General features: G+C 70.1%; 21 protein-coding genes. 12 read left to right on the forward strand and 9 right to left on the reverse strand.

The genetic code is table 11. The features are described 5' to 3' along the window. Positions 1-273 precede the first annotated feature (273 nt). The 3 genes from PV734_RS29965 to PV734_RS29975 all read left to right on the forward strand — a co-directional run bounded on the left by PV734_RS29965 (position 274) and on the right by PV734_RS29975 (position 2,046). Complete coding sequence (locus tag PV734_RS29965) at positions 274-750, forward strand: helix-turn-helix domain-containing protein (RefSeq protein WP_319292779.1); 477 nt, start codon at positions 274-276, stop codon at positions 748-750. A gap of 119 nt (positions 751-869) precedes the next feature. Then, entirely contained in the window at positions 870-1,559 is a 690-nt protein-coding gene (locus PV734_RS29970; RefSeq protein ID WP_319097151.1) for a hypothetical protein, read from the forward strand. 148 nt (positions 1,560-1,707) lie between these two features. After that, a complete protein-coding gene (locus PV734_RS29975) occupies positions 1,708-2,046 on the forward strand; it encodes a DUF2516 family protein (protein WP_079061340.1) in 339 nt (112 codons plus the stop codon). Between the two features lie 41 nt (positions 2,047-2,087). Here the strand turns inward: PV734_RS29975 and PV734_RS29980 are convergent, their stop codons facing one another. The 3 genes from PV734_RS29980 to PV734_RS29990 all read right to left on the reverse strand — a co-directional run bounded on the left by PV734_RS29980 (position 2,088) and on the right by PV734_RS29990 (position 6,149). Next, positions 2,088-3,473 carry a PP2C family protein-serine/threonine phosphatase gene (locus tag PV734_RS29980; protein ID WP_319097153.1) on the reverse strand — a complete coding sequence of 462 codons (1,386 nt, stop codon included), beginning with the start codon at positions 3,471-3,473 and terminating at the stop codon, positions 2,088-2,090. A gap of 458 nt (positions 3,474-3,931) precedes the next feature. Further along, the gene (locus PV734_RS29985; RefSeq protein WP_319097154.1) at positions 3,932-5,029 is read right to left on the reverse strand and encodes an NlpC/P60 family protein; all 1,098 of its coding nucleotides are present in this window, start codon (positions 5,027-5,029) and stop codon (positions 3,932-3,934) included. Between the two features lie 301 nt (positions 5,030-5,330). Continuing rightward, a complete protein-coding gene (locus tag PV734_RS29990; protein WP_319097155.1) occupies positions 5,331-6,149 on the reverse strand; it encodes a class I SAM-dependent methyltransferase in 819 nt (272 codons plus the stop codon). Between the two features lie 156 nt (positions 6,150-6,305). Between PV734_RS29990 and mshA the strand changes: the two genes are divergently transcribed. After that, a complete protein-coding gene (gene mshA / locus PV734_RS29995) occupies positions 6,306-7,610 on the forward strand; it encodes a D-inositol-3-phosphate glycosyltransferase (protein WP_415924287.1) in 1,305 nt (434 codons plus the stop codon). Beyond that, complete coding sequence (locus PV734_RS30000) at positions 7,603-8,097, forward strand: YbjN domain-containing protein (protein ID WP_319292782.1); 495 nt, start codon at positions 7,603-7,605, stop codon at positions 8,095-8,097. The genes mshA and PV734_RS30000 overlap by 8 nt, the downstream gene beginning before the upstream one ends. Here the strand turns inward: PV734_RS30000 and PV734_RS30005 are convergent. Then, positions 8,084-8,908 carry an AraC family transcriptional regulator gene (locus tag PV734_RS30005; protein WP_319292784.1) on the reverse strand — a complete coding sequence of 275 codons (825 nt, stop codon included), beginning with the start codon at positions 8,906-8,908 and terminating at the stop codon, positions 8,084-8,086. The two genes, PV734_RS30000 and PV734_RS30005, sit on opposite strands and share 14 nt — an antisense overlap. Before the next feature lie 49 nt (positions 8,909-8,957). Here PV734_RS30005 and PV734_RS30010 point away from each other — a divergent pair, with 49 nt between their 5' ends. Further along, positions 8,958-9,413 (forward strand): DUF2000 domain-containing protein, encoded by a 456-nt coding sequence (locus PV734_RS30010; protein WP_319292786.1) that lies wholly within the window; start codon positions 8,958-8,960, stop codon positions 9,411-9,413. On the opposite strand, the gene PV734_RS30015 is transcribed toward PV734_RS30010, so the two are convergent. Next, complete coding sequence (locus tag PV734_RS30015) at positions 9,388-10,836, reverse strand: MFS transporter (protein ID WP_319292788.1); 1,449 nt, start codon at positions 10,834-10,836, stop codon at positions 9,388-9,390. The two genes, PV734_RS30010 and PV734_RS30015, sit on opposite strands and share 26 nt — an antisense overlap. A 183-nt stretch (positions 10,837-11,019) precedes the next feature. On the opposite strand from PV734_RS30015, the gene PV734_RS30020 reads away from it, so the two are divergent. The 4 genes from PV734_RS30020 to PV734_RS30035 all read left to right on the forward strand — a co-directional run bounded on the left by PV734_RS30020 (position 11,020) and on the right by PV734_RS30035 (position 13,944). Continuing rightward, positions 11,020-11,781, forward strand: coding sequence for a phosphoglyceromutase (locus PV734_RS30020; RefSeq protein WP_006377543.1), 762 nt, complete (start codon positions 11,020-11,022; stop codon positions 11,779-11,781). A gap of 143 nt (positions 11,782-11,924) precedes the next feature. Then, positions 11,925-12,332, forward strand: a complete 408-nt coding sequence (locus PV734_RS30025; protein WP_319097160.1) for an NUDIX domain-containing protein — start codon at positions 11,925-11,927, stop codon at positions 12,330-12,332. A gap of 126 nt (positions 12,333-12,458) precedes the next feature. Then, positions 12,459-13,256 carry a hypothetical protein gene (locus PV734_RS30030; protein WP_319097161.1) on the forward strand — a complete coding sequence of 266 codons (798 nt, stop codon included), beginning with the start codon at positions 12,459-12,461 and terminating at the stop codon, positions 13,254-13,256. A gap of 187 nt (positions 13,257-13,443) precedes the next feature. Then, on the forward strand, positions 13,444-13,944 hold the full coding sequence (locus PV734_RS30035; RefSeq protein ID WP_319097162.1) for a hypothetical protein: 501 nt from the start codon (positions 13,444-13,446) through the stop codon (positions 13,942-13,944). Positions 13,945-13,966: 22 nt separating this feature from the next. Here the strand turns inward: PV734_RS30035 and PV734_RS30040 are convergent, their stop codons facing one another. From PV734_RS30040 to phoU, 4 genes are all read right to left on the reverse strand, one after another. Beyond that, on the reverse strand, positions 13,967-14,215 hold the full coding sequence (locus PV734_RS30040; RefSeq protein WP_319097163.1) for an SCO4226 family nickel-binding protein: 249 nt from the start codon (positions 14,213-14,215) through the stop codon (positions 13,967-13,969). A gap of 98 nt (positions 14,216-14,313) precedes the next feature. Continuing rightward, positions 14,314-15,450 (reverse strand): sugar ABC transporter substrate-binding protein, encoded by a 1,137-nt coding sequence (locus PV734_RS30045; protein WP_319097164.1) that lies wholly within the window; start codon positions 15,448-15,450, stop codon positions 14,314-14,316. Between the two features lie 309 nt (positions 15,451-15,759). Continuing rightward, entirely contained in the window at positions 15,760-15,912 is a 153-nt protein-coding gene (locus tag PV734_RS30050) for a hypothetical protein (RefSeq protein WP_319097165.1), read from the reverse strand. A gap of 136 nt (positions 15,913-16,048) precedes the next feature. Beyond that, entirely contained in the window at positions 16,049-16,738 is a 690-nt protein-coding gene (gene phoU / locus PV734_RS30055) for a phosphate signaling complex protein PhoU (RefSeq protein WP_319097166.1), read from the reverse strand. Between the two features lie 203 nt (positions 16,739-16,941). Between phoU and PV734_RS30060 the strand changes: the two genes are divergently transcribed. Beyond that, a complete protein-coding gene (locus tag PV734_RS30060) occupies positions 16,942-18,267 on the forward strand; it encodes a sensor histidine kinase (RefSeq protein WP_319097168.1) in 1,326 nt (441 codons plus the stop codon). Beyond that, positions 18,264-18,944, forward strand: a complete 681-nt coding sequence (locus PV734_RS30065; protein ID WP_006377546.1) for a response regulator transcription factor — start codon at positions 18,264-18,266, stop codon at positions 18,942-18,944. The genes PV734_RS30060 and PV734_RS30065 overlap by 4 nt, the downstream gene beginning before the upstream one ends. The last annotated feature ends 3 nt before the right edge of the window (positions 18,945-18,947 follow it).

An 18,947-nucleotide genomic window follows, 5' to 3' on the forward strand; every position in this document is an offset into this window, starting at 1 on the left:
GTCCATGAGGATCGGATTTCGTTGCACCGCCGCGCGGAGGATTTCTTTCGAGCCCCGGGCCCGGAGACCGCGCGGCAGGCCCGCGCGGCCGTCGCCTGACGCCTGCCGCACCGGCACCTTCCGCGGCAGCCACAGCAGATACCTACCGAAGCTCTGGTATCGCTGCAAGGTGACATCTACCTCGTGAAGTCACATCGCCTTGCCGAAGTGGCGTAGCGCACTATTGCAAGCAGGCGCTTGCAATAGTTAGCAGGCGTGGGGCAAGGTAGAGGCATGGCAACGCTCAACGTCGGCAATCTTGGTGAGTACCTGCGTGATCAGCGGCGCACCGCGCAGCTGTCCCTCAGGCAGCTCGCCGATGCCGCCGGGGTGTCCAATCCGTATCTGAGCCAGATCGAGCGCGGGCTGCGCAAGCCGAGCGCGGAGGTGTTGCAGCAGGTCGCCAAGGCGCTGCGGATCTCCGCCGAGACGCTGTATGTGCGGGCCGGGATCCTGGACGCCGAGCGGGACCGGGAAGAGGTGGAGACGCGTGCCGTCATACTCGCCGATCCCACGCTCAGCGAACGGCAGAAGCAGGTGCTCCTGCAGATCTACGAGTCCTTCCGCAAGGAGAACGGGTTCGAGATCGCCGATCAGGACAGCGCCCCGGCCGCGACGGACGTTCCTGTGCCGGACGTTCCGAGCGGTGCTCTCAGAGACACCGAGATAGGCACCGGCAGCGACGCCGACCCACAGCAGACGGCCAGTTGACGCACCCGACGTGACGGACGCACTCCGCGCCCCGGGCGCGTCCGTCAACACCGGCCGGACGTAAGCGATACGCGACAACCCAAAACCCTCAGCCCAAGTGACACGGGAGGACCATCACCATGGCCATCACCGACGACCTGCGCAAGACCTTCAGCGACCCCACGCCGCTCTACTTCGCCGCCGGCACCGCCGACCTCGCTCTCCAGCAGGCCAAGAAGGTGCCCGGTCTGGTCGAGCAGCTGCGTGCCGAGGCGCCGGCCCGGATCGAGGCCGTACGGGGCACCGACCCGAAGGCCGTGCAGGAGAAGGCCGCCGCTCGCGCCAAGGAGGCGCAGGAGAAGGCCTCTGTCCGCGCCAAGGAGGCGCAGGAGACCCTTCAGACCAAGGTCGGCGAGTTCATCAACACGCTCGACGGCGACTTCAAGAAGCTCGGCTCCACCATCGACGCCGACCTGAAGAAGCTCGGCGAGAGCGCCCAGGACCTGGCCCTGCGCGGTGTCGGCGTCGCCGCCGAGTACGCCGTGAAGGCGCGGGAGACGTACGAGAAGGTCGCCGAGCACGGTGAGCAGGCCGTGCGCACCTGGCGCGGCGAGGCCGCCGAGGAGATCGAGGAACTGGCGATCGCCGTCGAGCCGAACGCCGAGCCGGTCGAGGTCAAGGTGGCGACCGACGAGAAGGTGCCCGCCCCGGCCGCGGCCCCGACCCCGGCGCCCGTCGAGGCCAAGGCCGCGTCGGCCCGGAAGCCCGCCGCCAAGAAGGCTCCGGCCCGCAAGCCCGCCGCCAGGAAGACGACCCCGCCCACCAAGTAGGCAGAGCCGAACGGGTGAAACGGTAGGTACAGGGACGGGCCGGGCACTCCATGAGTGCCCGGCCCGTTTGGCGGGTAGCGGGTTTGCGGTTGCGGGTACGGTGACCGCACATACGAACTGACCGAGCTTGGTGGTGGACGTTGTGCTGATGCAGGGGTTCGCGGGGTTCATGTGGCTGTTGAGCGTGGCCCTGATCATTTTCAGCGGCTTCGCGCTGTTCGACGCCGCGGTGCGCCGCGAGGACGCCTATCGGGCGGCGGACAAGAAGACCAAGCCGTTCTGGCTGGTGGTCCTCGGGCTCGCCTTCGTGGTGAACCTGATCTTCAACATCCTGTCGTTCCTGCCGATCATCGGCCTGGTCGCGACGATCGTGTACATGGTCGACGTACGACCGGCCCTGCGCGGCCTCCCGGGCGGCGGACGCAGCCGCAGAGGCGGCGGCTCCAGCAGTGACGGTCCGTACGGGCCGTACAACGGCGGCCGCTGAACCGAACCCGCCCTGCCGGTCCTGCCCCCGCCCCGGGCGGACTACGCCAGGCGGTCGAGCAGCAGGACGGCCAGGTCGTCGGTCAGCTCCCCGCCGTTCAGCTCGCGCACCTCGCTCACGGCCGCCCGCAGCAGCTTCTCGCCGCGCAGGCCCTGGGCGAGCTGGCGGCGGATCATCGCCACCATGCCGTCCTGGCCGAGCCGTTCCCGGCCCTCGCCGATATGGCCCTCGATCAGGCCGTCCGTGTAGAGCATCAGCGTCCACTCGGCCCCCAGCCGCACCTGCGTACGAGGCCAGCGGGCCCCCGGCAGCAGGCCCAGCGCCGGGCCGTTGTTGTCGTACGGCAGCAGCTCCGCCACGGTCTCCGACCCGGAGGCCACGGGCGCCGGGCGGATCAGCAGCGGAGCCGGGTGGCCGGCCAGGCACAGGCCCGCGCTACGGCCGTCCGGCGAGATGTCGACCGTACAGAGCGTCGCGAAGATCTCGTCGTTCTCGCGTTCGTGCTCAAGCACCTGCTGCAGTGTGCCCAGCAGGGCGTCGCCGCACAGGCCCGCCAGCGTCAGCGCCCGCCACGCTATGCGCAGCTCCACACCGAGCGCCGCCTCGTCGGGGCCGTGCCCGCACACGTCGCCGATCATCACGTGGACCGTGCCGTCGGGCGTCCGGACCGTGTCGTAGAAGTCGCCGCCGAGCAGGGCACGGGAGCGGCCGGGGCGGTAGCGGGCGGCGAAGCGGAGCGAGGAGCCGTCGAGGAGCGGGGTGGGGAGCAGGCCGCGTTCCAGGCGGGCGTTCTCCTGGGCCCGCAGCCGGGACTCGGTGAGCCGGCGCTCCGCCCGGTCGGAGCGCTTCCTCTCCACCGCGTAGCGGATCGCACGGCTCAGCAGCCGTCCGTCCAGCTCGTCGCGGAAGAGGTAGTCCTGGGCGCCGACGCGCACCGCCTCCGTACCGCGCTCGGCGTCGCCGGAGGCGGTGAGCGCGAGGACGGCGTGCCGGGGCGCGATCCTCAGCACGTGCTTGAGCACCGCCAGCTCGTCGTCGTTGCCGTCCTCGGCGTGGTGGGGTGCGGGCAGCGCGAGGTCCAGCAGGATGCAGTGGACGTCGTCGGTGAGCAGCCGCTCGGCCTCGGTGAGGTTGCGGGCCGTACGGACGCGGATCGGCTTGCCCGTGGCGTCGAGCAGCTCGGGAACGACGGGCGAGCCGCCCGGGTCGTCCTGGATCAGCAGCAGGGTCAGATGCGTGCCGGGGGAGGCGACGGAGGCGGCCGCGTTGGTCGGCGCGTTGATCGCCGCGCCGGGGCCGGGGGTGCCTGCGGAGGTCCCTCCGGGCATGACGGGGGTGGCCGGGGCCACTCCGGGCACGGCCGGGGTCGGCGCCTGACCGTTTTCCGCGGCCGGGATCGCTCTCTGCCGCGGTATGGGTGCGGGCATCGTCGTGGGTTCCTTCCCTCCCCCCGAGGGCACGATGGGCGAGGGGTCTCGAACCACCGACCGGGACCATAGCGGTTGACAGGCCCGCAGCGGAATGGTTGACGGGGTCACCGGCGCGTCCCCGGGGTCGCCCCGGTGACATATGCCTTGCCCCGTAACGCACTTGGGCGTGAGGTTGCCCGCCCAGGAATGACGAATGTCACGTCCGTCGGAGGGTTGGGAGTCGCCGGTGGGGGTGGTGTGGTGCGGTGGGTCACGTGGGGCGGGTCACGCGCGGCGAGGGATTCTCAACGCGGCGCGAAAGGTGCCGTATGTGGAGAGTGGCCCGATTTCCATCCCGGTGGTCCCGGTGGTCCCGGTGGTCCCGGTGGTCCCGGTGGTCCGGTGTTTCCGGCGACCCGGCGAGCCCAGCCGGCTCGGTGTCCTGGGTGCTCTCGGCGACAGTGGCGATCCCGCGTTCACGCGCCCGGCCGGACCACCCCGAGTATCGGCATCGATCCTGCCCCCGCGATCGTGATCGTCCGCCCGGGCCGCGGGGCGTGCACCATCTTGCCGTCGCCGATGTACATCGCGATGTGGCTCGCGTCGTCGAAGTAGACGATCAGGTCGCCGGGGCGCATGTCCTTGACGTCGACGTGCGGAAGCTGGGCCCACTGCTGCTGCGAGGTGCGCGGGATGGGTACTCCGGCCGCCGCCCAGGCCGCCGAGGTCATGCCCGAGCAGTCGAAGGTGTCGGGGCCCTCGGCGCCCCACTCGTACGCCTTGCCTATCTGGGCCGTCGCGAACTCCACGGCCTTCTTGCCCTGGGCCGTCGCACTGCCGTCGATGTCGTCGAGGATGCCGGAACCGAGCCAGGACGTCTGCGCCTTGGCGGCGGCCTCGCGCTCCAGCTCCGCGAGGCGTTCCTTCTCCTTTTTCTGCAGCTGGGACTCCAACTGCTCGGCCGCCGCGATCTGTTGCTTGATCTGCTTCTGGGCGGCGGCCCGGGCCTTCCGGCTGGTCTCCAGCTTCGTCCACTGGGCCGAGGCGTCCCGCGCGTACAGCTCCAGGTCCTGCTGTGTGCGCGCCATTTCGGCGAGCATGCCCGTGGTCGCCTTCTGGCCCTGCCGGATCCGGTCGACACCCTCCAGCCATGCCTGCGGATCACCGCTGAGCCACAGCCGGGCCTCCGGTGGCAGGCCGCCCGAGCGGTACTGGGAGCGCGCCGCGGCACCCGCGCGGTCCTTCAGCTCGGCCAGCCGCTTCTGCCCCTTGACGATCTCCCGGGCCAGGTCGACGAGTTCGGCGGACTGCCGTTCGGTCTGCTCCTCCGCCGCGTTGTAGGCGTCCGTGGCGACCGCGGCGTCGTGATAGAGCCGCTCCAGCTTCTTGTGTACGGCTTCCAGGTCCTTGTTCGGCGGCAGCGTCACGCTCGGCGTCGTGGTCGGTGCGGGCGTCGGGGTCCCGGTCGGGGTCGGTGCGGGGCTCGCGAACGCCGTGCCCGCGCCCCCCAGGACGGTGACCGCGCAGACCAGTCCCACGGCTGCCGCGATCAGACTCCGCTTGCCGACTCCCATTCGCCGTACCCCCGTACCTTTCGCCCACGTGATTAACCGTCAGTAACTTACGGACGCCCGGGGGATCGTGCCATGTCACCGCAAAAAGCAACAGGCCTCCCGCGAGTTGCCTGTCCTTTCCGCGTCCCCGCATGTGTGACGAACGGCGTACGGAGATCGTTGCCCACGAATCGTGAGCAATTTGAGGCGCCGGGGAAGCAGGGGAAGGCAGGGAAGCAGAGGGAGTCGGGGGAGTGAGGGCATCCGGGGAAGTGAGGGAGGCCGGAAGATCCGGCCCCGGGTGTCCCGTTGAGCCGGCGGCTCAGCTGCGAGGCGCCAACGCCCCCCACGCCACGGTCACTTCACCCTGCCGCCACCGCACCGGGCCGCCGGTCACCGGCCAGTCCGCCGTCAGGTCCCGCACCGCCCGGATCCAGCGCTGGCGGGCCCCGTACGACGCATAGGGCGCCGCGGCCGCCCAGGCGCGGTCGAAGTCGCGCAGGAAGGCGTGCACCGGCTCGCCGGGGACGTTGCGGTGGATGAGGGCCTTCGGGAGGCGCTCGGCGAGGTCGGAGGGGCGGTCCAGGGAGCCGAGCCGGGTCGCGAAGGTGACGGTGCGCGGACCCTCGGGCCCGAGGGCGACCCAGACGTGCCGGCGCCCGATCTCGTCACACGTGCCCTCGACGAGCAGCCCGCCCCCCGGGATCTCCGTGGCCGGCGCGAGCCGGGCGCACAGCCGCGCCCAGACCGCGGCGACCTCGCCCTCCTCGTACTGCCGCAGCACGTTCGCCGCGCGGATGAGCGCCGGCCGCTCCGGCACCGGGATCTCGAAGCCGCCGTGCCGGAAGACGAGCCCGTCGCGCTCGTACGGTTTCGCCGCCGCGACCCGGGCCGGTTCGATCTCGACGCCCACCACGCGCGCGCGTGGCGCCACGGTACGCAGCCGTGTCAGCAGTTCCACGGCCGTCCAGGGGGCGGCGCCGTACCCGAGGTCGACCGCGACGGGGGAGGGGGCGCCGCGCAGGGCGGAGCCGTGGGTGGCCGCGATCCAGCGGTCCATCCGGCGCAGCCGGTTGGGATTGGTCGTCCCGCGCGTCACCGTGCCCACGACGCGGGGGAGGGCCGATGCGCGGGGAGCCATGAGTACGAGGGTAAGGGGCGGCGTGCTATCGAACGGTTGAGCGGTAAATGGTAATGATTGGGCAAAGAGGAAATGGGTCGCCTCCCCCGGGCGTTGACCCTTCGGTGCTCTGCGATCCGGAGCGGGTTGAGTCGGGCCGAGAAGGAGGAACGCCACGTGAGCCAGTACATCGGCCGACTGGGACGCCGCCGCAGGCCCCGCCGGGTGGCCATGCTCTCCGTGCACACCTCCCCGCTCCACCAGCCGGGCACGGGCGACGCGGGCGGCATGAACGTCTACATCGTCGAGCTCGCGCAGCGCCTCGCCGCGATCAACATCGAGGTCGAGATCTTCACCCGGGCCACCACGGCCGCCCTCCCCCCGACCGTCGAACTGGCCCCCGGCGTCCTGGTGCGACACGTCGACGCGGGCCCCTACGAAGGCCTCCCCAAGGAGGACCTCCCCGCCCAGCTGTGCGCCTTCACGCACGGCGTCATGCAGGCCTGGGCCGGCCATCGTCCCGGCCACTACGACCTCGTGCACTCGCACTACTGGCTCTCCGGCCACGTCGGCTGGCTCGCCGCCGAACGCTGGGGCGCCCCCCTGGTACACGCCATGCACACCATGGCCAAGGTCAAGAACGCCTCCCTGGCCGCGGGCGACAACCCCGAGCCCGCCGCCCGCGTGATCGGCGAGATGCAGGTCGTGGCCGCCGCCGACCGCCTCATCGCCAACACCGCCGAAGAGGCCGACGAACTCGTCCGCCACTACGACGCGGACCCCGGCAAGGTCGCCGTCGTCCACCCGGGCGTCAATCTCGACCGCTTCTCCCCGGCCGACGGCCGTGCCGCCGCCCGGGCCCGTCTCGGCCTTCCGCAGGACGCCCTGATCCCCCTCTTCGCCGGCCGTATACAGCCCCTCAAGGCTCCCGACGTGCTGCTTCGCGCGGTCGCCGTCCTCCTGGACCAGCGTCCTGAGCTGCGCGCCAACATCGTCGTCCCGATAGTCGGCGGCCCCAGCGGCAGCGGCCTGGCCAAGCCGGAGGGCCTGCAGAAACTCGCCGCCCGCCTGGGCATCGCGGACGTCGTACGCTTCCGCCCGCCCGTCGGCCAGGAACAGCTCGCGGACTGGTTCCGGGCGGCCTCCGTCCTCGTCATGCCGTCGTACAGCGAATCGTTCGGCCTGGTCGCCATAGAGGCCCAGGCGGCGGGCACGCCGGTGCTGGCGGCGGCGGTGGGCGGTCTCCCGGTGGCGGTCGCGGAAGGACGTACGGGATTCCTCGTACAGGGTCACGACCCGGCCGCCTACGCGCGCGTGCTGCGCGACTTCGCCGACAACGAGACCCTGACCGCCCGTATGGGCAAAGCGGCGGCCCAGCACGCCCGGCGCTTCGGCTGGGACGCCTCGGCCGCCGCCACCGGGGACGTCTACACGGCCGCGATGCAGGCCCACAGGCGTCGCGTACGCTCGCTGCATGGCTGATTCGGCGTCGATCATCGAGCAGGTCCTCACCGAGGCCGACCTGGACTGGGAGAGCCCGAACCCCGGCAACTACGTGGTGAAACTCCCCGGCACCCGCAAACTCTCGACGACGGTCTCACTCCTCGTCGGCAAGCACTCCCTCTCCCTGAACGCGTTCGTGATCCGCCACCCCGACGAGAACGAGTCCGGCGTCCACCGCTGGCTCCTGGAACGCAACCTCAAGCTGTACGGCGTGAGTTACGCGGTCGACCGCCTCGGCGACGTCTACGTGACGGCCAAGCTCCCGCTGTCCGCGATCACCCCGGACGAGATCGACCGCCTCCTCGGCTCGGTCCTGGAGGCGGCCGACGGCAGCTTCAACACCCTTCTGGAGCTGGGTTTCGCGTCGGCGATCCGCAAGGAGTACGCCTGGCGGGTGTCCCGGGGGGAGTCGACCCGCAACCTGGACGCCTTCGCCCACCTCACCCAGCGCCCTACGGCCGACTGACGCCGGAGCCGATCGCGTACCGCCCGAGCCGGTACCGTCCGGGCGGCACGCCCACCAACTTCCTGAAGTGGCGCGTGAGATGGGCCTGGTCGTAGAACCCGGTGGCGGTGGCGACCACCCCGGGAGCCTGCCCGTCGAGGAGCAACCGCCGGGCCAGCTCGACGCGCCGAGCCGTCAGATACCGATGCGGCGGCATCCCGAAAGCCGCGCTGAACGCCCGTACGAGATGCGCGGGATGGGCGTGCAGGAGCAGCGCGGCCTCGTCGAGCGTGATCCCGTCGACGAGCCGCTCGTCGAGCAACTCCCGCAACCGCCGGGCGAGCGCCGGATCGGCACGCGGCGGACGCGGTTCGCCGCCCGCCCGCAACCGCGCACGCAGCCGCTCGGCGACGAGCGCCAGCCGGCCGGCCGCCTCGAACTCCTCCCCGGACCGGGCGAGCGCACCGTGCAACTGCCCTACGCGCAGCCGCAACAGGGGATCCCGCAGATCGGGCCGGTCGACGGCGGCACCGATGAACTCGTCGCCGAGATGGGTGGAGTCGAGATACAGCACCCGCTTGCGGAACCCGCCCGGAGTGGCGGGCGACCCGTTGTGCGGCACGTGAGGCGGCAACAGGGTCACGGTGTCGTGCGGGGTGCCCCGCTCGTGCCGGTCGAGGTCGTACCGTACGGCGCCGTCGTCGACGATGAGCAGCGTCCAGGAGTCGTGTACGTGCATCGGGTAGGCGTACTCGACGAAGTGGGCGTGGAACACCTCAAGGACCCCCGGGACACTGGGGCGCCAGGCGGAGACTTCCTGCCGGGTGGCCATGCAAAGAACGTACAAGACGGGTTCGTACGACGCCCGGCAGTCTCGAAGCATGAGCACGAGCACTGAGACCCCGACGGGTACCGCCCCCGCCCCGATCCGCTTCGACACCAAGATCACCGTGGTCCTGCGCGAGGACCTGGAACCCTGGCAGCGCCTGAACGTGACGGCGTTCCTGGTCAGCGGCCTGGGCACGCGGGTCCCCGAGGTGATCGGCGAGCCCTACGAGGACGCGGACGGCACCCCGTACCTCCCGATGTTCCGCCAGCCGGTCCTCGTCTTCGAGGCCACGAAGGAGACGCTGAAGACGGCACACGGCCGGGCGGTGTCCCGTGCCCTGCCGTGCGCGGTCTTCACGTCCGACCTGTTCACCACGGGCAACGACCGGGACAACCGGGCGGCGGTACGGGCCGTGGGGGCCGGGGAGCTGGATGTGGTGGGGGTGGCGGTGTACGGGCCGAAGAACGCGGTGGACAAGGTGATCAAGGGGTCACGGATGCACCCGTGACGGCCCCGGCGGCGGGGGCCGTGTCGACGGGGGAGGCCGTATCGACGGGGGAGAGCAGGTCGACGCGCGAGAGCGCCTCGGCAGGGGAGAGCACGTCGGCAGGCGAGGGATCCTGGGCGGGTTCCGCCGCCGCCCCTCCAGCCTCCTCCTGCGCCGCCCCCTCTACCGTCCCCTTTGCCTTTCCATCTGCCGTTCCTTCTTCCGTTCCCTCCGCCGTCTCCACCGCCGGGACCCGCCCCATCAGCGCCCAGTACCCCGCCCCCGCCACGGTTCCGATGACCGCGCACAACGCCCACAGCCACTCCGCGCCGAAGTGGTCGATGACGAACCCGGACATCAGCGGCGCGACCAGCCCGGCGACCGACCAGGACATCGTGTACATGCCCTGGTAGCGACCGCGCCCGTGCACCGGCGACAGCCGGACGACCAGCCCCGTCTGGGTGGGCGCGTTGACGATCTCGGCCAGGGTCCAGACGCACACCGTGAGGACGAAGACGCCGACCGACCCGGCGAAGGCGGTGAGCCCGAACCCGTACCCCGCGAGGAGGGACGAGAGGACGAGGAGCCGGCGGGCGTCCCGGTGCTCGATGAACCGGGTGACCGGGATCTGCAACGCGACGATCAGTACGCCGTTGACGGCGACGACCATCCCGAAGTCCGCCGGCGTGAACCCGGCCTCGCCCATCGCGATCGGCAGCCCGACCGCGCCCTGCTGGAAGATGAGCGCGACGAGGAAGCACAGCCCGACGACGCCCATGAAACGCCCGTCTCGCAGGACGGTCCCGAGCCCGACGGACGCCTCGGCCTGCTCCTCCTTGACGGCCCGCGTCGGCCGTGACTCGGGCAGCTTGACGAAGATGACGATCGCGCAGGCCAGCGTCATACCGGCCTCGACGAGGAACCCGGCGGTGTAACTGACCTGGGCGATGAAGCCGGCGCCGGCGGACGAGACGGCGAAGCCCAGGTTGATGGCCCAGTAGTTCAGGGAGAAGGCGCGGACCCGGTCCTCGGGGCGCACGATGTCCGCGATCATCGCCTGCACGGCCGGCCGCGAGGCGTTGCTCGCCATCCCCACCAGGAAGGCGACACCGGCGATGGTCACCGGATCGTGCACGAAACCGAGCAGCGCGACGGAGAGGGCGGTGGACGACTGGGCGATGAGGAGCGTGGGACGCCGTCCGAGACGGTCGGTCATCACACCGCCGCCGATCGACGAGACGACCCCGCCGAGCCCGTGCAGCGAGACGACCAGACCGGCGTACGAGGCCGAGTAGCCGCGGTCGAGGGTCAGATAGATCGCCATGAACGTGGCGACGAACGCCCCGAGCCGGTTGACGAGGGTGCTGGTCCACAGCCACCAGAACTCGCGGGGCAGCCCGGAGACGGATTCGCGGGCAGCGCGTTTCAGGGTGGCCAGTGACACAGGTATCCCCCACGGACGTAAGCAGCTCGAACGGTGATGACAACTTACGAGCGGGCCGGGAGAGGGAGCCACTCAATTAGCAGATCCCGTCAACCGTCGCCCGACCGACGCTCGGTCGCCGCCCGACCGTCCGGTGGCCGGGCGGCCGAGCAGGGGATCAGAACGTTCTATTACGCTCAGGGCATGGCCGACGCACCGTACAAGCTGATCCTCCTCCGCCACGGCGAGAGCGAATGGAACGCGAAGAACCTGTTCACCGGTTGGGTGGACGTCAACCTCACCGACAAGGGCGAGAAGGAGGCGGTCCGCGGCGGTGAGCTGCTCAAGGACGCCGGTCTGCTCCCCGACGTGCTCCACACGTCCCTCCAGAGGCGCGCGATCCGCACGGCCCAGCTGGCGCTGGAGTCCGCGGACCGCCACTGGATCCCCGTCCACCGCAGCTGGCGCCTCAACGAGCGCCACTACGGCGCCCTCCAGGGCAAGGACAAGGCCCAGACGCTCGCCGAGTTCGGCGAGGAGCAGTTCATGCTCTGGCGCCGCTCCTACGACACCCCGCCCCCGCCCCTTGAGGACGGCACCGAGTTCTCCCAGTCGGACGACCCGCGCTACGCGACGATCCCCCCGGAGTTGCGCCCCCGCACGGAGTGCCTCAAGGACGTCGTCGACCGCATGCTCCCGTACTGGTACGACGGCATTGTCCCCGACCTCCTCACCGGCCGTACGGTCCTGGTCGCGGCCCACGGCAACAGCCTCCGCGGCCTGGTCAAGCACCTGGACGGCATCTCCGACGAGGCGATCTCAGGCCTGAACATCCCGACGGGCATCCCGCTCGCCTACGAACTGGACGCCGACTTCAAGCCGCTGACCCCGGGCGGCACCTACCTCGACCCGGACGCGGCGGCGGCGGCGATCGAGGCGGTCAAGAACCAGGGCAAGAAGAAGTAGCCCCCAGCCGTGGGCAGCCCCCGCCTCCCCCGTGATTCCTTCGCGAGGGCGGGGGCCTCTCGGTGTCTCCGGTCAGGACGCGGACAGGGCTGCGGCTGCGCCGCACTGCTGCCCCGCACCGCCCCCCGCTATCGTCCCGGAGCATGGCGAATGGCGACGGTGTGCCCGAGAAGGTCGCGTGGGTCCATGTTCGGGACGATCGGGTGTTGGTGACGCGTACTCACGGCCGGGAGCTCTTCTACTTCCCCGGCGGGCATCGTGAACCGGGCGAGTCCGACGACGAGACCCTGGTGCGGGAGATCGACGAGGAGCTGCGAGCGACGATCGACGCCTGTTCCATGGTGCGCTTCGGTACCTTCGAGATCGGCGCGGGCCATCCGGAGCACGGCCCCTTCCGGATGATCTGTTACACCGCCGATCACCACGGCGAGCTGACCCCGGCGCGCGAGATCGCCGAAAAGGCGTGGTTCCGCTACGCGGACCGGGACCGGGTCTCGGCCGTCGACGCGATGGTCTTCGACGCGCTTCACAAGGCCGGGCGGCTTTCCTGAACACGTCCGGCCGCTCCCTCGTCTCCGCGTGCTGATCGGCGATCGGGTACAACCTCCCACCCGCCCCAGCTGTCTGACACGAGTGAAGCCACCACTCAACTCGTCAATCGTGGGGGAAACCACACCATGCGCATACGTGCCACTGTCGCCGCTACCACCGCCGCAGCGCTCAGCGCCGCCCTGGCCGTCACCGCCCTCGCCGCCCCGGCCGTCGCGGACGGCCAGGACGACGCGCCCACAAGGGTCATGGACATCACGGTCAACCGGAACCACGACTCCCTCGTTGTCGTCGAGGCCGCCCGGCAGACCAAGTTCCTGATCTCCGCGACGTTCGACGACCCTTCGGGCATCCGGAGCGTGGCGTTCGAGTTGGAGCACCGGACGAACGCGGGGGATGTCGACGGGCGCATCGCGCAGATCGGGTCCGGCCACTGCGTCAAGGTCGACGCGACCACGTCCAAGTGCGAGTCCGTCATGATCGCCGACCCGTACACGAACCTCTACAGCAACTCCGTCGCTGGTCCCTGGGGCATCAACTTCGTGGCCGTCGACGGCCACGGCGACGTCACGCGCGGTGAATACCTGCCACTGGCGCGTATCAAGCGCCAGACCCGCCTGTCCCAGGCCGACGCGACCCCGGAACCGGTGAAGAAGGGCAAGGACGTCACGGTCAAGGCCCGGATGACCGTCGCCAACTGGGAGCAGCACAAGGACGTGCCCCTGGTCGGGCATCAGGTGTTGCTCCAGTTCCGCAAGGGCACGACCGGTGCGTTCACGACGCTGAAGAAGGTCAAGACCGACCGGAACGGCTGGGCCCAGGCCACTGTGAAGGCCACGGTGGACGGCCAGTACCGCTACGACTTCGCGGGCACTTCCCTCACTCCGGCCAGGTCCGGCGCGGCCGACTACGTCGACGTGAAGTGAGCCCGAACCGCTGAAGCGACCGTCCCCTGCCCGCCACCCCGACGGGCAGGGGACTTCCGTACCGCGCGGAACGGGTGCGACAGGTGCGTCAGGTGCGTCGAGGCCCGCTTCAAGTCCCCTCTCCTGGGCATAACCGATGCCTGAACCCACGCCTCGGCGTGGGCAACCACGTGGAGAGGCAGCCGAGATGGCGTACGCGGGGATATCGCTCTACGGCGTCAGCGATCAGCCCACGACGATGTTCGCGCACGTGCTCAGCGTGCGGGGCGTCGCCGTGATGACCGTCACGAACCGCGTCCAGCGACTGCCTCTGCGGCCCGAGCGGGGCAGCCGGACCGAGAGGATCACCTGCGAGGCCTGCGGCTCCCGGTTCCAGCTGGTCCTGCACAGCACCGCCGTCACCAGAGCCAAGCGCCTCCGCTCCCGGGTCCTCGGCCTCCTGGGCGTCCCCTTGGGCGTGTTCCTGATCTGGCTCACCTTCAGCGCCGGCATCACCTCGGGCGACCCCGAGAAGGACAACACGATCGCTTCCTGGGCCATGCCGGCCTTCTTCGGGGGCGTGGCCCTCGCCATCACCGGGCTGGCGGCGATCATCATGAGCCGCAAGTACGACGGCGTCGGCAGACTCCGCCGCCTCACCGAGGACGGCACCACGTCCAGGCTGACCCAGGGGCACAAACTGATGTGAGCGGTGTGAGCCCGGAGGTCCCTCACACCGCCAGCGGTACCGCGTGGATCTCGTCGGCCTTGTGACCCGCGCGTTCGTGGATGCGCTGGACCGCCTCCGCCGAGGGAGCCTCCGAGAGGCAGTAGACCGTGCCTGACTCGGGGTCCGCCCAGGCCTTCTCGAAGTGGACCCCCTCGTCCTTCTCGATGTCCAGGTCGGCCTGGTGGGCCTGGTGCAGCTGCTCGGCGGTGATGCCTTCCATACCGTGGTGGACGTCCATGAACTGGGGCATGGCGTCACACCTCCTGTCCCTGATCCGGTCGCACGCCTGCTCCGTACGGCCTGCTGCTAACCATCTTCAGCCCGTACGGCCGCTCCGGCGAGCGCTGCCTACTTGAGGCCGATCTCCGCGCACGCCGCCGCGTACTCCGGGGTGCAGATGTCCTGCACGGTGTAGACACCGTCCTGGATCACGGTGTCCTTGATGTTCTCCTGCGTGAGGGCCACCACCGGCACCAGCATCGACGGGATCTTCTTCTCCGTCGGGCTGTCGACGCGGTCGCGGGTCAGCGCGTCGAACTCGATCGAGCGGCCCTGGACCTTGGCGACCGCCATGGACGCGGCGTTGTTGGCCTCCAGGATGAACGACTTGTAGACGCTCATGTACTGCTCACCGGAGACGATCCGCTGTACCGCCGCGAGGTCCGCGTCCTGCCCGGTCACCGGCGGGATCTTAGAGGCGCCCGCCTCCTTCATCGCGTCGATGACCGCGCCGGCCATACCGTCGTTCGCCGAGTAGACGGCGTCGATGTTGTTCAGCCCGACGGACCTGATCGCCGTCTCCATGTTGGCCTTGGCGACCTCGGGCAGCCAGTCCTTGGTGTTGTACGACGCCGCGATCTGGACCTTGCCCTGCAGCTCGTTCATCGCGCCGGTCTTGAACCGCCCCGTGTTCGGGTCCGTGAGCGAGCCGTTGATCATGACGATCTTGCTGGACGCGGCCTTGGTACCGAGGGCCTCGATGATCGAGCGGCCCTGCACCTCGCCGACGAGCTCGTTGTCGTGGGAGACGTACGCGTCGATCGGGCCCTCCGCGAGCCGGTCGTACGCGATGACCGGTATGTTCGCGTCCTTGGCCTTCTCTATCGCCGGTGCGATGGACTTCGCGTCGATCGCGTCGACCACGAGGACGTCCACCTTCTCGGCGATCATCTCCTCCAGCTGCCTGCTCTGCTTGGCCTCGTCCGCCTCGGCGTTGGCGTAGAGGACCTTGCCCTTGCCGCTGGTGAGGGTGGTGATCTGCTTCTTGAAGAGCGGGTAGTCGAACTTCTCGAAGCGCTTCGTCTTCTTGTCGGGCAGCAGAAGACCCACCGTGATGTCGTCGCCCTTCTTGGGCGCCGCGGAGCCGCTGCTGCCGCCCGCGCCGTCGATGACACCGCACGCGGCGAGCGAGAAGGCCGAGGCGGCGGCCGTCACCGCGATGGCGGTACGGCGCAGGGCAGTCCGACGGGGGGTACGAGCGTTCACGGCAGGTGCCTTCCAGGCGGGGAACAGCATGACGAACCCAGATACAGATACGGAAGCCAACGCGTCGGCAGCACGTGACGTCAAGAAGTACTGGTTAACGAGATGGCAACAGGGTGCCTGTTGTGCATGGACCGCGCCTGAGCGTCAACTGGTGTGAAGTGTATGCCCGTTCACAGCTGATCGAGGTCGACTTCCGCCCCTCTGAACAGGGGTGAACGCCATCTCCGCACACAAACCTCACACAAAAGGACCCCATCTCCCCAACGGGAGACAGGGTCCCTGTGAAGCCGCCGTTCTACGTGCCCGCCATCAGCCGCACTGGCAGGGGTTGCCCGACTGGCACCCGCACCCGCAGCCGGAGCCGCAGCCGCAGGCGCCGAACAGGGGCAGGTTCTTGATGTCGGCGGGATGCTGCGTCTCGCGTTCCTGCGTCGGGTCGGGCGTGCTCGGGGTCTCGGCCATCGGGCCCTCCTGGAGAGCTGGTCCTGGAGACTGGTGCCTTCTTCCCATTGCATGCCCGCCGCGCCGGGCGCATCAACGGCGCACGGAGGCTCGGCCGTCCCCAAGGGCGTACGGCCCCCGGCGGCGGCCCGCGGGCTTACGCCCCCTCGGCCCCGGTGGGCGGCTGCACGTCCTGCTGCAACTCGTCCGCGTGCTCGCCCGTCACCAGGAACACCACACGCTTGGCGACCGACACCGCGTGGTCCGCGAAGCGCTCGTAGTAGCGGCCCAGCAGCGTCACGTCGACCGCCGTCTCGATGCCGTGCTTCCAGCGGTCGTCGATCAGGTGCCGGAAGAGCGTGCGGTGCAGCAGGTCCATCTCGTCGTCGTCCGTCTCCAGCTGCATCGCCAGATCGACGTCCTTGGTGATGATGACCTCGGCCGCCTTCGCCATCAGACGCTGCGCGAGCTGGCCCATCTCCAGGATCGTGGCATGCAGGTCGCTCGGGACCGCGCGCTGCGGGAAACGCAGCCGCGCCAGCTTGGCGACGTGCTGGGCGAGGTCGCCCGAGCGCTCCAGGTCGGCGCTCATCCGCAGCGACGTGACGACGATCCGCAGATCGGTGGCCACCGGCTGCTGGCGGGCCAGCAGCGCTATGGCGCGGCCCTCCAGGTCGTGCTGGAGCTCGTCGACCTTGGCGTCGGCCTCGATGACGCTTTCGGCCAGCTTCAGGTCCGAATCCAGTATCGCCGTCGTGGCACGCCCGATCGCCGACCCGACAAGTCGGGCCATCTCGACCAGACTATCGCCGATCGAGTCAAGTTCCTCGTGGTACGCGTCACGCATCAGGTGTCCCTCTCTTGACGTCCGTTCGGGGGCGAACAGCGGACCCCGTGACCCCCACGCTCCCACGTTCGGCCCCGCACGCGACGTTTTCCGCCCCGACAAATGAACCAATACTGGCTCCAAGGTGAACTCTGGGCGACGAGTGTTCGAGGTCGCACGGTCTTGGCTGTGGCCAGGTCGTATCCCATGCCTAACCTGGATGCATGGACGTGAACGCGGCGGTCGCCGCAGCGGCAGCGATCGCCGGGGTACTCACCGGTGTCATCGCCATGCTGGCGTTCCGCTGGAGCGAGCGCGACCAGAAACGCCCCACCCGGACGTCCCTGCACACCGACCCGGTACTACCACCCGGCGTCGACACGGTGCTGTCCGTGCTGCGGTCCTCGGCCGTCGTGCTCGACGAGGCGGACGGCGTGGTGAAGGCCAGCTCGGCGGCGTACGCCCTCGGTCTGGTCCGTGGCGGAAAGCTGTCGGTGGAGCCGATGCTCCAGATGGCCCGGGACACCCGGCGCGACGGCGAGATACGCCAGGTCGAGCTGGACCTTCCCAGACGCGGCACCGGACGCGGCGAGGCCCTCGCCGTCTCCGCCCGCGTCGCCCCCCTCGGCTCCCGCCTGGTCCTCCTCCTCGTCGAGGACCTCACCGAGGCCCGCCGCATCGAGGCCGTACGGCGCGACTTCGTCGCCAACGTCAGCCACGAGCTCAAGACCCCCACCGGCGCCCTGTCCCTCCTCTCCGAGGCCGTCATGGGCGCCTCCGACGACCCCGAGGCCGTCGAGCGCTTCGCCGGCCGGATGCAGATCGAGGCGACCCGCCTCACCAGCCTCGTCCAGGAACTCATCGACCTCTCCCGGGTGCAGAACGACGACCCGCTGGAGGACGCCGAGCCCGTCCGCGTCGACGAACTCGTCGCCGAGGCCGTCGACCGCTGCCGCCACCAGGCCGGCACCAAACACATCACCATGGCCGCCGGAGGCACCGCCGACCTGCGCGTCTGGGGCAACCGCGGCCAGCTCGCCGCCGCCCTCGGCAACCTCGTCGAGAACGCCGTGAACTACTCGCCCTCCGCGACCCGCGTCGGCATAGCGGCCCGCCGGGTGAACGCGCCGGGCGGCGACCTGATCGAGGTCGCCGTGACCGACCAGGGCATAGGCATCTCCGACAAGGACAAGGAGCGCATCTTCGAGCGCTTCTACCGCGTCGACCCCGCCCGCTCCCGCGCCACCGGCGGTACGGGGCTCGGCCTGGCGATCGTCAAGCACGTGGCCGCCTCGCACGGCGGAGAGGTCACGGTGTGGAGCTCCGAGGGCCAGGGCTCCACGTTCACCCTGCGCCTGCCGGAGGCCGTCTCCGGCCGCCGTGCCCGCGCGAACCGGCCGCACCTGTACGACCATGACTCCCACCCCGAGTCACTCCCAGACTCCGACCCCGACACCGGGGACGGACCGTCCGACCCCGGCGAAGTGGCCGACCGGACCACCGGTACATCCCCTTACGATCCGCTTCACGCCCCGGAGGTCCATCCGTGACCCGAGTGCTCGTCGTCGAGGATGAGGAATCCTTCTCCGACGCCCTTTCGTACATGCTCCGCAAGGAGGGTTTCGAGGTCGCCATCGCGGCCACCGGGCCCGACGGACTCGACGAGTTCGAGCGCAACGGCGCCGACCTCGTCCTGCTCGACCTGATGCTGCCCGGCCTGCCCGGCACGGAGGTCTGCCGCCAGCTGCGCGTCAAGTCCAACGTCCCGGTGATCATGGTCACCGCCAAGGACAGCGAGATCGACAAGGTCGTCGGTCTGGAGATAGGGGCCGACGACTACGTCACCAAGCCCTTCTCCTCCCGCGAACTCGTCGCCCGTATCCGCGCCGTCCTGCGCCGCCGGGGCGAGCCCGAGGAGGTCACCCCGGCCGCCCTGGAGGCCGGCCCCGTCCGCATGGACGTCGACCGCCACGTGGTCACCGTCTCCGGCGGCAAGGTCGACCTCCCGCTCAAGGAGTTCGACCTGCTGGAGATGCTGCTGCGCAACGCCGGCCGCGTGCTGACCCGTATGCAGCTCATCGACCGGGTCTGGGGCGCCGACTACGTGGGCGACACCAAGACCCTCGACGTCCACGTCAAGCGCCTGCGCGCCAAGATCGAGCCGGACCCGGGTGCCCCCAGATACCTGGTCACGGTCCGCGGCCTCGGCTACAAGTTCGAGCCGTAAACC

Source organism: Streptomyces sp. AK08-02, assembly GCF_033795085.1.
GTDB classification, from domain to species: Bacteria; Actinomycetota; Actinomycetes; order Streptomycetales; family Streptomycetaceae; genus Streptomyces; species Streptomyces echiniscabiei.

Excerpts from the sequence above, each read along its gene's own strand:
- PV734_RS29965 (WP_319292779.1), top strand. The coding sequence starts at position 274 with ATGGCAACGCTCAACGTCGGCAATCTTGGTGAGTACCTGCGTGATCAG.
- phoU (WP_319097166.1), bottom strand. The coding sequence starts at position 16,738 with ATGCGTGACGCGTACCACGAGGAACTTGACTCGATCGGCGATAGTCTG.
- PV734_RS30000 (WP_319292782.1), top strand. The coding sequence starts at position 7,603 with ATGGCTGATTCGGCGTCGATCATCGAGCAGGTCCTCACCGAGGCCGAC.
- PV734_RS30010 (WP_319292786.1), top strand. The coding sequence starts at position 8,958 with ATGAGCACGAGCACTGAGACCCCGACGGGTACCGCCCCCGCCCCGATC.
- PV734_RS30025 (WP_319097160.1), top strand. The coding sequence starts at position 11,925 with ATGGCGAATGGCGACGGTGTGCCCGAGAAGGTCGCGTGGGTCCATGTT.
- PV734_RS29975 (WP_079061340.1), top strand. The coding sequence starts at position 1,708 with ATGCAGGGGTTCGCGGGGTTCATGTGGCTGTTGAGCGTGGCCCTGATC.
- PV734_RS30030 (WP_319097161.1), top strand. The coding sequence starts at position 12,459 with ATGCGCATACGTGCCACTGTCGCCGCTACCACCGCCGCAGCGCTCAGC.
- PV734_RS29970 (WP_319097151.1), top strand. The coding sequence starts at position 870 with ATGGCCATCACCGACGACCTGCGCAAGACCTTCAGCGACCCCACGCCG.
- PV734_RS30020 (WP_006377543.1), top strand. The coding sequence starts at position 11,020 with ATGGCCGACGCACCGTACAAGCTGATCCTCCTCCGCCACGGCGAGAGC.
- PV734_RS30005 (WP_319292784.1), bottom strand. The coding sequence starts at position 8,908 with ATGGCCACCCGGCAGGAAGTCTCCGCCTGGCGCCCCAGTGTCCCGGGG.
- PV734_RS30060 (WP_319097168.1), top strand. The coding sequence starts at position 16,942 with ATGGACGTGAACGCGGCGGTCGCCGCAGCGGCAGCGATCGCCGGGGTA.
- PV734_RS29980 (WP_319097153.1), bottom strand. The coding sequence starts at position 3,473 with ATGCCCGCACCCATACCGCGGCAGAGAGCGATCCCGGCCGCGGAAAAC.
- PV734_RS29985 (WP_319097154.1), bottom strand. The coding sequence starts at position 5,029 with ATGGGAGTCGGCAAGCGGAGTCTGATCGCGGCAGCCGTGGGACTGGTC.
- PV734_RS30040 (WP_319097163.1), bottom strand. The coding sequence starts at position 14,215 with ATGCCCCAGTTCATGGACGTCCACCACGGTATGGAAGGCATCACCGCC.
- PV734_RS30050 (WP_319097165.1), bottom strand. The coding sequence starts at position 15,912 with ATGGCCGAGACCCCGAGCACGCCCGACCCGACGCAGGAACGCGAGACG.
- PV734_RS30035 (WP_319097162.1), top strand. The coding sequence starts at position 13,444 with ATGGCGTACGCGGGGATATCGCTCTACGGCGTCAGCGATCAGCCCACG.
- PV734_RS29990 (WP_319097155.1), bottom strand. The coding sequence starts at position 6,149 with ATGGCTCCCCGCGCATCGGCCCTCCCCCGCGTCGTGGGCACGGTGACG.